Origin of the sequence: Kitasatospora sp. NPDC002040, assembly GCF_040296785.1 — a bacterium.
Classification (GTDB): Bacteria; Actinomycetota; Actinomycetes; order Streptomycetales; family Streptomycetaceae; genus Kitasatospora.
Genome location: NZ_JBEOXV010000015.1, coordinates 144,874 through 158,912, shown reverse-complemented (window position 1 = coordinate 158,912; position 14,039 = coordinate 144,874). Strand labels below are relative to the sequence as shown.

At 69.6% G+C, this 14,039-nt stretch carries 12 protein-coding genes and 1 tRNA gene; 7 read left to right on the top strand and 6 right to left on the bottom strand.

Annotated features, from left to right (window positions below):
• Positions 1 to 128: 128 nt before the first annotated feature.
• The 3 genes from ABT118_RS26580 to ABT118_RS26570 form a co-directional block, all read right to left on the bottom strand.
• Positions 129 to 1,403 (bottom strand): PTS transporter subunit EIIC, encoded by a 1,275-nt coding sequence (locus tag ABT118_RS26580; RefSeq protein WP_350673890.1) that lies wholly within the window; start codon positions 1,401 to 1,403, stop codon positions 129 to 131.
• Between the two features lie 288 nt (positions 1,404 to 1,691).
• Entirely contained in the window at positions 1,692 to 2,939 is a 1,248-nt protein-coding gene (locus ABT118_RS26575; RefSeq protein ID WP_350673886.1) for a PTS transporter subunit EIIC, read from the bottom strand.
• Positions 2,940 to 3,174: 235 nt separating this feature from the next.
• On the bottom strand, positions 3,175 to 4,464 hold the full coding sequence (locus tag ABT118_RS26570; protein WP_350673883.1) for a PTS transporter subunit EIIC: 1,290 nt from the start codon (positions 4,462 to 4,464) through the stop codon (positions 3,175 to 3,177).
• 348 nt (positions 4,465 to 4,812) lie between these two features.
• Between ABT118_RS26570 and ABT118_RS26565 the strand changes: the two genes are divergently transcribed.
• From ABT118_RS26565 to rdgB, 4 genes are all read left to right on the top strand, one after another.
• Positions 4,813 to 5,046, top strand: a complete 234-nt coding sequence (locus ABT118_RS26565) for a PTS sugar transporter subunit IIB (RefSeq protein WP_063349220.1) — start codon at positions 4,813 to 4,815, stop codon at positions 5,044 to 5,046.
• A gap of 106 nt (positions 5,047 to 5,152) precedes the next feature.
• Positions 5,153 to 5,878 (top strand): ribonuclease PH, encoded by a 726-nt coding sequence (gene rph / locus ABT118_RS26560; RefSeq protein ID WP_350673880.1) that lies wholly within the window; start codon positions 5,153 to 5,155, stop codon positions 5,876 to 5,878.
• A 162-nt stretch (positions 5,879 to 6,040) separates the two neighbouring features.
• Positions 6,041 to 6,427, top strand: coding sequence for a DUF8711 family protein (locus ABT118_RS26555; RefSeq protein ID WP_350673876.1), 387 nt, complete (start codon positions 6,041 to 6,043; stop codon positions 6,425 to 6,427).
• Between the two features lie 20 nt (positions 6,428 to 6,447).
• Complete coding sequence (gene rdgB, locus ABT118_RS26550) at positions 6,448 to 7,056, top strand: RdgB/HAM1 family non-canonical purine NTP pyrophosphatase (RefSeq protein ID WP_350673874.1); 609 nt, start codon at positions 6,448 to 6,450, stop codon at positions 7,054 to 7,056.
• A 58-nt stretch (positions 7,057 to 7,114) separates the two neighbouring features.
• Here rdgB and ABT118_RS26545 read toward each other — a convergent pair.
• Positions 7,115 to 7,198, bottom strand: a tRNA-Leu gene (locus tag ABT118_RS26545).
• A 541-nt stretch (positions 7,199 to 7,739) separates the two neighbouring features.
• On the opposite strand from ABT118_RS26545, the gene ABT118_RS26540 reads away from it, so the two are divergent.
• The gene (locus tag ABT118_RS26540; protein WP_350673905.1) at positions 7,740 to 10,109 is read left to right on the top strand and encodes a chitinase C-terminal domain-containing protein; all 2,370 of its coding nucleotides are present in this window, start codon (positions 7,740 to 7,742) and stop codon (positions 10,107 to 10,109) included.
• Between the two features lie 114 nt (positions 10,110 to 10,223).
• Here ABT118_RS26540 and bcp read toward each other — a convergent pair whose 3' ends face one another.
• A complete protein-coding gene (gene bcp / locus ABT118_RS26535) occupies positions 10,224 to 10,700 on the bottom strand; it encodes a thioredoxin-dependent thiol peroxidase (protein WP_350673870.1) in 477 nt (158 codons plus the stop codon).
• A 135-nt stretch (positions 10,701 to 10,835) separates the two neighbouring features.
• Between bcp and ABT118_RS26530 the strand changes: the two genes are divergently transcribed.
• Positions 10,836 to 11,183 carry a DUF3618 domain-containing protein gene (locus ABT118_RS26530; RefSeq protein WP_502884672.1) on the top strand — a complete coding sequence of 116 codons (348 nt, stop codon included), beginning with the start codon at positions 10,836 to 10,838 and terminating at the stop codon, positions 11,181 to 11,183.
• Between the two features lie 158 nt (positions 11,184 to 11,341).
• On the top strand, positions 11,342 to 11,644 hold the full coding sequence (locus tag ABT118_RS26525) for a GroES family chaperonin (protein ID WP_184925018.1): 303 nt from the start codon (positions 11,342 to 11,344) through the stop codon (positions 11,642 to 11,644).
• Here the strand turns inward: ABT118_RS26525 and ABT118_RS26520 are convergent.
• Positions 11,641 to 13,923: a transglycosylase domain-containing protein gene (locus tag ABT118_RS26520; protein WP_350673868.1), complete on the bottom strand. Its 2,283-nt coding sequence runs from the start codon at positions 13,921 to 13,923 to the stop codon at positions 11,641 to 11,643. The two genes, ABT118_RS26525 and ABT118_RS26520, sit on opposite strands and share 4 nt — an antisense overlap.
• Between the last annotated feature and the right edge of the window lie 116 nt (positions 13,924 to 14,039).

The following is a 14,039-nucleotide window of genomic DNA, read 5'->3' as shown; positions in this document are numbered from 1 at the left end:
CACCTGCACCCGTGTGGCGTCCACCCCCAACGTGTACCAGTGATATTGCCTGTACGACAACCTCCCCCCCCACCCCACGCCCCCCGCCCGGCGGTTGCCGGGCGGGGTCCGTGCGTTGCGGCAAGGCGTCAGGCCTTGGTGATCTCCTCGAGCTCCTCGTCGCTCTCGCGACCGGGGGTCGGGAGGTTGAACCGGGCGATCGCCCAGCGGAACAGCACGTAGTACAGGACCGCGAAGACCGCACCGAGCGGGAAGATGATCCAGCCGTTGGTCGACTTGCTCCAGGCGAGCACGAGGTCGATCAGGCCGGCCGAGAAGGTGAAGCCGAGGTGCACGCCGAGGGCCCAGGTGACGGCCATCGAGATGGCGGTGAGCACGGCGTGGATCACGTACAGCGCCGGGGCGATGAAGACGAAGGCGAACTCGATCGGCTCGGTGACACCGGTGACGAAGGAGGTCAGCGCGAGCGACATCATCATGCCCATCACGGCGGCGCGGCGCTCGGGGCGGGCGGCGTGCGCGATGGCCAGGGCGGCGGCGGGGAGCGCGAACATCATGATCGGGAAGAACCCGGACATGAACTGACCGGCCGTCGGGTCACCGGCGAAGTAGCGGGTCAGGTCGCCGTGCACGACGGTGTTGTCGCTCTTGGTGAAGTCACCGGTCTGGAACCAGGCGAAGGAGTTGACGAACTGGTGCATGCCGACCGGCAGCAGGCCGCGGTTGACCAGGCCGAACGCACCGGCACCGAGTGCACCGGCACCGATCAGGGTGTTGTTCAGGCTGCCGATGGCCTCGCCGACCGGGCCCCAGCCGAGGCCGAACACGACGCCGACGCCGGTGCCGACGAAGGCCATGATGATCGGGACCAGGCGGCGGCCGTTGAAGAAGCCGAGCCAGTCGACCAGCTTGGTGCGGTGGTACTTCTGCCAGAGCACCGCGCTCAGCAGACCGATCACGATGCCGCCCAGGACGTCCGGGTTCTGGAACGTCGCGGGCTTGTCCTTGCCGGGCAGGACCTCGTACTCGGTGATCGGGAACGCGGTCAGCACGTTCTTGTAGACCAGGTAGCCGACCAGCGCGGCGAGCGCGGTGGAGCCGTCGGCCTTCTTGGCGAAGCCGATCGCGATGCCCACCGCGAAGAGCAGCGGCAGGTTCGAGAAGACGGCGTCACCGGCGGAGTGGAACACCGCGGCGACCTTGCCCCAGCCGAGGCCGTCCTTGCCAAAGACGTCGTCCGCGCCCAGGCGGACCAGCAGGCCCGCGGCCGGGAGGACGGCGATCGGGAGCTGGAGGCTGCGGCCGATCTTCTGGAGGCCCTGGAGCAGGTTCTGCCCGAACTTCTTGGCCGGGGACGGCGTCGGTGCCGCGGCGGGCGGCGATGCCGGTGCGGTCGTGGTCATGGGGGTGGTTCCTCACGGCAGGGCGGATCGGTCGGGGGAGGAGCATCGGGGGCCGAACCGCGAACTGGTCTACACCACTAGTGGTGTAGACCAGTTTTCTAGCACGCATGGAGGGGGGTCGGTAGCCCTGGAAGCCGTGCAGGTGGGAAGCGCTATGAAATCGAAACCTTCTTAATGATTAACGATCTTGGCTACTCGCCGTAATCGCCATTTTGGCGAGTTGCGCAACAAAAAGGCCCGCTCCCGGCGGCGGCTGCCGTCGGGAGCGGGTTTCGGATTGACGCCGGGTCAGTCCTTGGTGATGTCCTCGATCTCCTCCTCGGGCTCGCGGCCCGGGGTGGTGAGGTTGAACCTGGTGATCGCGAACCGGAAGAGCAGGTAGTACAGCGCCGCGAAGCAGAGCCCGAGCGGGATGATCAGCCAGGGCTTGGTGGCGAGGTTCCAGTTCAGCAGGTAGTCGATCAGGCCGGCCGAGAAGCTGAAGCCGTCGTGCACGCCGAGGGCCCAGGTGACCGCCATCGAGAGGCCGGTGAGCAGGGCGTGGATCACGTACAGCGCCGGGGCGATGAACATGAAGGAGAACTCGATCGGCTCGGTGACGCCGGTGATGAAGCTGGTCAGCGCGACCGAGACCATCATCCCCATGACCGCCTTGCGGCGCTCCGGGCGGGCGCAGTGGGCGATCGCGATGGCGGCGGCCGGGAGGCCGAACATCATGATCGGGAAGAACCCGGACATGAACTGACCGGCCGTCGGGTCACCGTGGAAGAAGCGCGGGATGTCGCCGATCCAGGTGTGGCCGGAGGCGTCGGTGAAGCTGCCGACCTGCTGCTGGAAGAAGGTGTTCAGGAACTGGTGCATGCCGATCGGGATCAGCAGCCGGTTGGCCACGCCGTAGATGCCCGCGCCGGCCGAGCCGAGGCCGACCAGCCAGTCGCTGGCGTTGGTCAGGCCGGTGCCGATCGGGCCCCAGGCGAGGCCGACCACCACGCCGACCAGGGTGCCGACGAAGGCCATGATGATCGGGACGAGCCGGCGGCCGTTGAAGAAGCCGAGCCAGTCGACCAGCTTGGTGCGGTGGTACTTCTGCCACAGGATGGCGCTCAGCAGGCCGATCACGATGCCGCCGAAGACACCGGGGTTCTGCGGCTTTCCTGCGGGCAGCGCCTCGGTGATGGTGCCGGCCATCGGAAAGGCCGTCAGCACATTGTGGAAGACCAGGTAGCCGACCAGCGCGGCGAGCGCGGTGGAGCCGTCGGCCTTCTTGGCGTAGCCGATCGCCACGCCCACGCAGAAGAGCAGTGGGAGATTGCTGAAGACGGCGTCACCGGCGGTGGCGAAGACGGTGGCGACCTTGCCCCAGCCGAGGCCGTCCTTTCCGAACACGTCGTCCTGCCCCAGGCGCAGCAGGATGCCGGCCGCGGGCAGCACGGCGACCGGCAGCTGCAGGCTGCGGCCGATCTTCTGGAGGCCCTGCATCAGGCCGGCACCCGGCTTCTTGGCGGGTGCCGCCGCGGGGGCGGTCGTCGTACTCATGGGCGGTCCTTCGGCGGTGGGCGACTTTGCGCACCGATCGGCCGGGGGGCCGATTGGTCTACACCAGTTCGCGGTGCAGCCCTTTTCTAACACGCATCCGACAAGGGATTGAAAAAAATCCGACACCGAACGGACCGGGATTGTTTAACGGAATTCCGGCAGGGCCTTTGGTCCTTTTCCGGATATGCCGAAGGGCCCCCGGGTCAGTGGTCCGGGGGCCCTTTCGGACGGAGCGTCAGGCCTTGGTGACGTCCTCGACCTCGTCCTCGTCCTCGCGGCCGGGGGTCTTGAGGTCGAATTTGATGATGACGAACCGGAAGAGCACGTAGTAGACCACCGCGAAGCAGAGTCCGATCGGGATGATCAGCCAGGGCTTGGTGGCCAGGGTCCAGTTGATGACGTAGTCGATCAGGCCGGCCGAGAAGCTGAAGCCGTCCTTCACGCCGAGCGCCCAGGTGATCGCCATCGAGGCGCCGGTCAGCACCGCGTGCACCGCGTACAGCGCCGGGGCGATGTAGGCGAAGGAGTACTCGAGCGGCTCGGTGACGCCGGTGACGAAGGAGGTCAGGCCGACCGAGAGCATCAGGCCGGTGATCTCCTTGCGCCGGTGCGGCTTGGCGCAGTGGGCGATCGCCAGTGCGGCGGCGGGGAGCGCGAACATCATGATCGGGAAGAAGCCGGAGGTGAACTGGCCGGCCGTCGGGTCGCCCGCCAGGAAGCGGTTGATGTCACCGTTCACCACGGTGCCGTCCGGCTTGGTGAAGGAGCCGAACTGGAACCAGAGGAAGGTGTTCAGCAGCTGGTGCATACCGACCAGCAGCAGGGCGCGGTTGGCCAGACCGAACAGTCCGGCACCCCAGGCGTCCAGGTCGGAGAGCCACTCGCTGAACGAGGTCAGCGCGTCGCCGATCGGCGGCCAGACCCAGAGTGCGATGCAGGCGATCGCCAGGCCCATCAGGGCGGTGATCATCGGGACCAGGCGGCGGCCGTTGAAGAAGCCGAGCCAGTCGACCAGCTTGACCCGGTGGTAGCGCACCCAGAGCCAGGCCGACAGCAGGCCGATCACGATGCCGCCGAGCACGCCCGGGTTCTGGTAGACCGCGTTCGTGCCCTTCTGGGTCGCGAAGTCCACGCACTGGTTGCCGAGCAGCTTGGTGCCTGCGGCGCAGTCCTCCGGGAAGGCCTGGAGCACCGCGAAGTAGACCAGGAAGCCGGCCACCGCCGCGAGCGCGGTGGAGCCGTCGGCCTTCTTGGCCATGCCGATCGCGACGCCGATGCAGAAGAGCAGCGGCAGGCCGAGGGTGGAGCTGAGCAGGGCGCCGCCGGCGGAGGCGAACACCTTGGCCACGTTGTCCCAGCCGAGGCCGTCGGCCCCGAACACGTCCGGTTGGCCGATCCGGTTCAGCAGGCCGGCGGCGGGCAGCACGGCCACCGGTAGCTGGAGACTGCGGCCCATTTTCTGGAGGCCGCCGTAGAGGCCGTGCCACCACTGTTTCTGCGGAACCGCGGCGCCTGCCGAACTCATCATCGTCCTCCGAGTGCCGGATGTGTCCGGGCCCGGAACACCGGCGGGCGTTTCCGCGTTGTCCGAAGTGCACCTAATATTGGTGTAGACCACTTGCGGAGCAGAGGCGGGCGCGCCGGGTCCAAGGTCCTACTGATCGTCATCCTGTGGTGAAGATCGGGAGCGCGCGCGCGGTGCTGAGCCAAAAGTGGACTAACGTGGCAAGTCGGTCGAAGTCGGGCGATGCTGGTCGCGCGCTGTTGTGGGCGCGGCAACTGAGTCCGCGTCACCTTTCCGACCACAGCCACCAGCACCGAGCGGTACGGCACCGGGCAGAGCTGCCGGGGGCCGAGACAGAGGGAGAAAGACATGGCCAGCAAGGCTGAGAAGATCGTCGCCGGTCTCGGCGGGATCGACAACATCGAAGAGGTCGAGGGCTGCATCACCCGCCTGCGCACCGAGGTCAAGGACGCCTCCCTGGTCAACGAAGCCGCGCTGAAGGCCGCCGGCGCCCACGGCGTCGTCAAGATGGGCACCGCGATCCAGGTCGTGATCGGCACCGACGCCGACCCGATCGCCGCCGACATCGAGGACATGATGTGAGCTGAGACCCACCGGTCTCACCAGCTCCGGCCCGTCACCCCGTCAGGGGGTGGACGGGCCGCAGCGTTTCCCGGGCCGTGGTGAAGAGCGGCTAGGCTCGGTGGCTATGTCACGCATCGACGGCCGCACCCCCGAAGACCTCCGCCCGATCACCATCGAACGGGGCTGGAGCAAGCACGCCGAAGGCTCCGTCCTGGTCTCCTACGGCGACACCAAGGTGCTCTGCACCGCCAGCGTCACCGAGGGCGTCCCGCGCTGGCGCAAGGGCAGCGGCGAGGGCTGGGTCACCGCCGAGTACTCCATGCTCCCGCGCGCCACCAACACCCGCGGCGACCGCGAGTCGGTCCGCGGCAAGATCGGCGGCCGGACCCACGAGATCAGCCGCCTGATCGGCCGCTCGCTCCGCGCCGTGATCGACCACCGGGCGCTCGCCGAGAACACCATCGTGCTCGACTGCGACGTGCTCCAGGCCGACGGCGGCACCCGCACCGCGGCCATCACCGGCGCGTACGTGGCGCTGGTGGACGCGGTCTCCTGGGCCCGGGACAAGAAGCTGCTCCGGGCGAAGGGCCAGCCGATCACCGGCGGCGTCAGCGCGGTCAGCGTCGGCATCATCGACGGCGTCCCGATGCTCGACCTCCGCTACGAGGAGGACGTCCGGGCCGAGACCGACATGAACATCGTCTGCACCTCCGACGGCCGCTTCGTCGAGGTCCAGGGCACCGCCGAGGGCGCGCCGTTCGACCGCGCGCTGCTGGACCAGCTGCTCGACCTGGGCACGCTGGGCTGCGCCGAGCTGGACGAGATCCAGCGCAAGGTGCTGGAGGGCTGACCGGGTGTCAGCCCGTACGGGCTCCGGGAGCGGCCGCTGTACAGGCGGGGCCCGGAGCCCGTACGGTTCGGGCCGTCAGCCCGGTCCGGGAACCGGTGGCGGCCGGGCCGTCGTCCTCCTGACCGCCGGACCTCGCCCAGCGTCTCCCACGGAGGACTCCCGATGCCCCTCAGCATCCACCGTTCCGCCACCCTGTCGGTCGCCGCGCTCGCGCTCCTGCTGCCGCTCGGCGTGGGCTGCTCGGCGGCCCAGAAGGCGCTGGACTGCGGCAACACGGCGGTGCGGATCAGCACCGACTTCGCCAACGTGAGCTCCGCCTTCGGCAACGCCGCCGACGACCCGCAGGCCGCCGGGCAGGCGCTGCAGAAGCTCAAGACCGACCTCGACGAGCTGGGCCGCAACTCCAGCGACACCGACGTCAGCAAGGCGATCACCGACCTGCAGACCCAGGTCGAGAAGACCCAGCAGGCGATCGACGCCAAGCAGATCCCCGACCTCAAGCCGCTCGGCGACGCCGCGTCCAACCTGACCAAGGCCTGCACCGGCTGACACGCCCTAGGCTGGTCGGCATGACTACCCGACGCCTCGTCCTCGCCACCCGGAACCAGCACAAGGTCGCGGAGCTGCTCGCCATCCTCGGCGCGGCCGGGCTCGACGTGGAGCTGGTCGGCGCCGACGCCTACCCGGAGATCCCGGACGTCCCCGAGACCGGCGTGACCTTCGCCGAGAACGCCCTGCTGAAGGCGCACGCGCTGGCGCGCGCCACCGGTCTGCCGGCGGTCGCGGACGACTCCGGGCTCTGCGTCGACGTGCTGAACGGCGCCCCCGGCATCTTCTCCGCCCGCTGGGCCGGCAAGCACGGCGACGACCGGGCCAACCTGGACCTGCTGCTGGCCCAGCTCGGCGACATCTCCGACCCGCACCGGGGCGCGCACTTCGCCTGCGCCGCCGCGCTCGCCCTGCCGGACGGCACCGAGCGGGTGGTCGAGGGCCGCCTGCTCGGCACCCTGCGCACCACCCCGGCGGGCGACGGCGGCTTCGGCTACGACCCGATCCTGCAGCCCCTCGGCGAGACCCGGACCTGCGCCGAGCTGACCGCCGACGAGAAGAACGCCATCAGCCACCGCGGCCAGGCCTTCCGCGGCCTGGTCCCGGTGGTCCGCGAGCTGCTCGGCTGACGCCCCGTCGGCCGGACGCGAAGGGCCCCGCATCCTCGGATGCGGGGCCCTTCCGTTGTGCGGCCTGAGGGACTTGAACCCTCACGAGGTCACCCTCACGGGCTCCTAAGGCCCGCGTGTCTGCCAATTTCACCAAGGCCGCAGAGACAGCGTGCCGTCATGCTACTTCGCCCGCTGCCGAGCCTGCACCCGGCTTTGCCGACGGCGGGTCGACCGGGCCGCCGCGGGTCGTCCCCGACGGCTGCATGGAGCGATACCCAAGAGTTGACCAAGTCGTCACGGTCCTTCCCGTCCGCCAAGACCCCTTCGGGCGGGCGGACTTACCAGCGGGTACGAACGGCCCCCGGGATACACGGCCAACAGGTGCACGGAAGATGAAGGAGTGATGAGAATCACGATCATTCCCAGGTCTCGGTTGACACTCGATTGGTACAGACCTATTGACCTATGTGGTTCAGACCACATAGCTTCGCGCCAACCTGCAGCGCGGCAGTCGGGGTTCTGACCGGTCGTCAGCTGCGGGCTGTCCGACCTCCCCCACTGCGCGCCCCCACAGCGCGCGCCGGCACTCTCCCCTGGAGGACCGAGTGTTGATCCGATCCACGACGGAGCAGCGTCCCACCGCTGCGGGCCGTCAGACGTCCGGCAAGCGGGTGGCCTTCGCCACCGCTGCCGCCGCGGTGATGGCCGGTCTGCTGGTCGCCACGCTCGGCACGGCGCCCTCGCAGGCCGCCGCTGCTGTCGACAACCAGTCCTGTCGCCCCGACGGCATGTACACCACGCCCGGCGTGGACGTGCCGTACTGCAACGTCTACGACACCGAGGGCCGCGAGAAGATGGGCGCGGACCACCAGCGCCGCATCATCGGCTACTTCACCGGCTGGCGCACCGGCAAGGACGGCACGCCCGCCTACCTGGTGAACAACATCCCCTGGGACAAGGTCACCCACCTGAACTACGCGTTCGGGCACATCGACGGCAACAACAAGCTGTCGGTCGGCGACGACACCCCGACCAACGAGGCCACCGGGATCACCTTCCCGGGCGTCGCCGGGGCCGAGATGGACCCGACGCTGCCGTACAAGGGTCACTTCAACCTGCTGACCAAGTACAAGAAGCAGTACCCGAACGTGAAGACCCTGATCTCGGTGGGCGGTTGGACCGAGACCGGCGGCTACTTCGGTGCCGACGGCAAGCGGGTCAACTCGGGCGGCTTCTACTCCACCACGGTCAACGCGGACGGCTCGGTCAACCAGGCCGGCATCAACACCTTCGCGGACTCGGCCGTCGACTTCATCAAGAAGTACGGCTTCAACGGCGTCGACATCGACTACGAGTACGCCACCTCGATGAAGGACGCGGGCAACCCGCTCGACTGGACCACCGCGAACGCCAAGCGCGGCTCGCTGGTCAAGGCGTTCGACGCGCTGCTGAAGACCCTGCGCGAGAAGATGGACCGGGCCGGCGCCGCCGACGGCAAGCACTACATGGTGACCGTCGCCGCTCCGTCCTCCGGGTACCTGCTCCGCGGCATGGAGACGTACCAGATGGCGAAGTACCTGGACTACGTCAACATCATGTCGTACGACCTGCACGGCGCCTGGAACAAGTACGTCGGTCCGAACGCCTCGCTGTTCGACGACGGCAAGGACGCCGAGCTGGCCGCCGCCAACGTGTACGGCACCACGCAGTACGGCGGCATCGGCTACCTGAACACCGACTGGGCGTACCACTACTTCCGCGGTGCGATGACGGCCGGCCGGATCAACATCGGTCTGCCGTACTACACCCGCGGGTTCAAGAACGTCACCGGTGGCACCAACGGCCTCTGGGGCACCGCCTCGACCAACACCTGCCCGGCCGGCGCCGGTCTGACCACCTGTGGTGACGGTGCGGTCGGCATCGACAACATCTGGAACGACAAGGACACCAACGGGGTCGAGTCCCCGGCGGGCTCCAACCCGATGTGGCACGCCAAGAACCTGGAGAAGGGCATCGTCCCCGACTACCTCTCCAAGTACGGCGTGACCGACACCGCGCTCCAGGGCACCTACACCCGCAACTACGACTCGACCCTGGTCGCGCCGTGGCTGTGGAACGCGCAGAAGAAGGTCTTCCTCTCCACCGAGGACGAGCAGTCGGTCGGCGCCAAGGCCGACTACGTGGTCAACCAGGGCATCGGCGGCGCGATGATCTGGGAGCTCGCGGGCGACTACAAGTGGGACGCCGCCAAGAACCAGTACGTCCCCGGTTCGACCCTGACCTCGCTGATGTACGACAAGTTCAAGTCCGCCTCGGCGTACGGCGCGAAGCGCTCCACCATCGCGCTGCCGCAGCAGACCCTGCCGATCGACGTCCAGTTCAACAGCTTCGCGCTGGGTGACTCGAACTACCCGATCAGCCCCAAGCTGCAGATCACCAACAACTCCACGGTGACCCTGCCGGGCGGGACCGAGTTCCAGTTCGACTACTCGACCTCGGCCCCGGGCAACGCCAAGGACTCCTCGGGCTTCGGCCTCACGACGATCCGTCAGGACCACACCGGCAACAACGTCGGCGGCCTGAAGGGCGTCTACAACCGGGCCTCGGTCAAGCTCCCGGGCTGGCAGTCGCTGGCCCCAGGTGCGTCGCTGACCATGGACTTCACCTACTACCTGCCGATCACGACCCCCAGCAACTGGACGGTCAGCGTCGGCGGCACCCTGTACGGCCTCACCGGCGACCTGACCCGGGGCAGCAGCGGCGCGACCTCCTCGCCGTCCGCCTCCCCGAGCAGCAGCCCGTCCTCCTCGCCGAGCAGCTCCCCGTCGAGCAGCCCGTCGTCGAGCCCGAGCAGCTCGCCGTCCTCCTCGCCCAGCAGCAGCCCGAGCAGCAGCCCGACCACGCCCGGCACCTGCACCGCGCCGAGCTGGGCGGCCGGCAACATCTACGCCACCACGGGTACCAAGGTGTCCTGGAAGGGCCACCAGTACAGCAACAAGTGGTGGACCACCGGCGAGGACCCCTCGACCACCGGTCAGTGGGGCGTCTGGACCGACCTCGGGGTCTGCTGACCTGACGGGGTAATGGACGGCGGTGGCGGTGCACCCGGTCGGGGGGTGCACCGCCACCGCTTCGTTGTGCTCCGGACGTGTTCCGGGTTGTGCTCCGGACGTGCTGAGGAGCCGTCAGGCCGCGTCGACCTTGAGGTCGCGGAGGAGCTTGGCGACGTGGCCGGTGGCCTTGACGTTGTAGAAGGCGTGCTCGACCTTGCCCTGCTCGTCGACGATCACGGTGGAGCGGATCACGCCGACGTAGGTGCGGCCGTAGTTCTGCTTCTCGCCGTAGGCGCCGTAGGCCTCCAGCACCGCGTGGTCCTCGTCCGACAGCAGGGTGACCCGGAGGTTCTCGGCCTCGCGGAACTTCTCCAGCTTGGCCGGCTTGTCGGGGGAGATGCCGATCACGTCGTACCCGGCGCCCGCGAAGACCTCCAGGTTGTCGGTGAAGTCGCAGGCCTGCTTGGTGCAGCCGGGGGTGAGGGCGGCGGGGTAGAAGTACACGATCACCTTGCGGCCGAGGTGGCCGGCGAGGGAGACCAGGTTGCCGTCGGCGTCGGGCAGGGTGAAGGCGGGGGCGGTGTCGCCGGGCTGAAGGCGCTCGCTCATGGTGGGGCTTCTCCTCGTGCGGACTCGTGGGTCGTACCGCTCGCCAACCTACCCCCGTTGGTGGGTGGCACTGCGCGGGCCGGGCGGGGAGCTGACAGACTGACACCTGTCGTAACGGACGAGAGAAGTGAAGGGGTGGCCCGAGTGGGCAAGGCCGGCACAGACAAGGCGGCGCGGACGACCGCCCAGATCGAGGCGGACATCGCGCGGACCCGCACCCAGCTCGCGACCACCCTGGACGAGCTCGCCGTCCGGGTGCACCCGAGCACCATCGCGGCCCAGACCCGGGCCAAGGTGCTCGGTGCGGTCGAGCAGAAGGCCGGGCGTGCCTACGTCGCGGCCAGCGGCGCGGTGGAGCAGCTGAAGGCGCAGTTCACCGACGAGAAGGGGCAGCCGCGCAAGGAGCGGATCGTCCCGGCCGCGCTGGTGGGCGTCGGGGTGCTGCTGCTGGTGGCGTCGGTGCGGCGGCGCAAGCGCGCCTGAGCGCAACAGCGGGAGGGGCCGGGCCCGTGGCGGTCCGGCCCCTCCCGCATGCCGGGCCAGCGTCACGCCGTCCGCCCCGGGCGGGTACCGTCGGGGGCGTGAACGTAGAGGACGAGGTGACCCGGCACGACCGGCTCGGCGCGAAGCTGCCGATCAAGATGCTGCACGACCGGGTGCTGGTGAAGACCGAGGGCAGCGAGGGCGAGCGCCGCTCGACCGGCGGCATCCTGATCCCGGCCACGGCGGAGCTGTCGAAGCGCTGCACCTGGGCCGAGGCGGTGGCCGTCGGCCAGAGCGTCCGCTCGGTGGAGCCCGGCGACCGGGTGCTGTACGACCCCGAGGACAAGCTGGAGGTCGAGGTGCGGGGCGCCACCTACGTGCTGCTGCGCGAGCGCGACCTGCACGCGGTGGCGGCGACCCGGTTCGGCGACACCGAGGGCTCGACCGGCCTGTACCTCTAGGGGGTGGGCAGCGGTTCCCCGCTCGCGGACGTGGTCGGGCTCGGGGTGGGGACCGGGGAGGGCGAGGGGCTCGGGGTCCGGCTCGGGGTGGCCGACGGTGAGGGGCTCGGGGTCGGGGTCGGGGTGGGGGACGGCGTCGCCGACGGGGTCGGCGAGGGGCTGACGGTGGGTGAGGCGGGCTCGCTGGGGCGGGTGTTGCCCCGGCTGGGCTGGAGGTCGAAGTCCTGGACCGGGGTGCCGCGGAGCGCCCCGGTCATGTAGCTGGTCCAGATCTCGGTCGGGAAGGCACCGCCGTTGATCCGGTTGAAGCCCGCCGTGCCGGCCAGTGAGAGCTTGGCGTGGGTCTTCGGGTCCTCCCGGAACAGGCCGACCGTCGTGGCCAGTTCGGGGGTGTAGCCGGCGAACCAGGCGGAGCGGTTGTTGTCGGTGGTGCCGGTCTTGCCGGCCGCGGGGCGGCGCAGGCCGAGCGCCCGGGCGCCGGTGCCGGCCGGGCCGACCACGTCCTGCAGCACGTCGGTGACGGCGTCCGCGGTACCCCGGTCGACCGCCTCCCGGGCCGGGTGGGCGGGCAGTTCGGGCAGGTCGGAGTAGCCGCCGGAGCGTTCCAGCCCGAGCACCGCCCAAGGGGTGATCGCCTGGCCGTGGTTGGCCAGTGCGGCGTACACCGAGGCCAGGTCGATCGCGCTCGGGGTGGCGGTGCCCAGGGTCATCGAGGTGTTGGCCGGGTCCATCCCCGGCACGGTCTCCGGGAGGCCGAGCCGGACCGCCGTCCGCCGGACACTGTCGAGCCCGGCGTCCACGCCCTGCTGGGCGTAGACCGAGTTGATCGACTTCATCATGGCGTACCGCAGGGTCACGGAGCCGTAGTCGACGTCGTCCTCGTTCGGCGGGGCGTAGGCGGTCGGTCCGCCGACCACCGGGCGGCGGCTGGCGCCGTCGTACAGGGTCCGGGTGGTGATCGGGCGGCCGTCCTGGGTGGTCCGGTCGCCCGCGAGCCCGGCGGCCAGGTCGATCGGCTTGAAGGTGGAGCCGACCTGGTTGTCCTGCCGGAGCGCGTCGTTGTACTGCTGCTTGGCGTAGTCGGGTCCGCCGTAGACCGCGACGATCTTCCCGCTGCCCGGCTCGATCGAGGCGCCGGAGACCCGGACGTCGGTGTCGGTCTCCGGGCGGACGGCCGGGTCGAGTTCGGCGGTCAGCTCCTGCCGGACGGCCTGCACGAAGGCGTCCTGCCTGGCCTTGTCGAAGGTGGTGGTGATCCGCCAGCCGCCGGCCTTCAGGGTGGCCGGGTCCAGCACCCCGGTGCTGGTCAGGTAGTCGTCGGCGACGCCCACCAGGTAGCCGGCCTGGCCGCTCAGACCGGTGGCGGGCTGCGGGTCGACCGGTTCGGGGAAGACGGTGGCGGCGCGGGTGGCGGCGTCCAGGAAGCCGAGCGCGACCATGCCGTCCAGGACGTAGTTCCAGCGGGTGATCGCCCGGTCCCGGTTGACGGGGGTGGTGTTCCGGACGTCGTACGCGCTCGGTGCCTGCAACAGGGCGGCCAGATAGGCGCCCTGAGCGGTGGTCAGCCGGGACACGTCCTCGCCATAGTAGGCCTTGGCGGCGGTCTGGATGCCGTAGGCGTTGCGGCCGAAGTAGCTGGTGTTGAGGTAGCCGGCCAGGATCTCGTCCTTGCTCCGCTGCTGGTCCACCTTGAGCGCGATGAACAGCTCCCTGACCTTGCGGGCCAGGGTCTGGTCCTGGGTCAGGTAGTAGTTCTTCACGTACTGCTGGGTGATGGTGGACCCGCCCTGCATGCTCTTGCCGTTGGCGGCCGCGTTTCTGATGTTCTGCCAGGCGGCGCGGGCCATGCCGCGCAGGTCGATGCCCTTGTTCCGGTAGAAGGTGCGGTCCTCGGCGGAGACCACCGCGTGCTGGGTGTCCAGCGGGATCTGCCGGATCGGCACGTCCTGCCGGTTGACCGTGCCGGTGCGGGCCAGCTCGGTGGTCCCGTCGGCGTAGTAGTAGACGTTGCTCTGCGCCACCGCCTGGGTGTTGGGGTCGGGCACCGGGACGATCAGGTAGAGCGTGACGAAGCCCGCGAGGCCGAGCAGGACCAGCCCGAGCAGTCCGCCGACCATCATCCGCCAGGTCGGTACCGCCCGGCGCCACCAGGGCAGGGCCCGGCGCCGGGTGCGGCGGGCGGTGCGCCTGGCCCGGCGGCGGTCGCGCCGGGAGCCCTCGGCCCGGTCCTCCGACTCGAGGGTGTCGGGCGCGGGCGGCTGGTCCGGCTGCTGGCTCATGGGGGGATTATGTGGGAATTGACGGTGGATCAGCCGGTTTGACGAGGCGTGGCCGCGCAATTCGGCTGCGCTCCGGGCGGACCGGCGCTACGTTGAAAGGTGACAACCGCATAGCG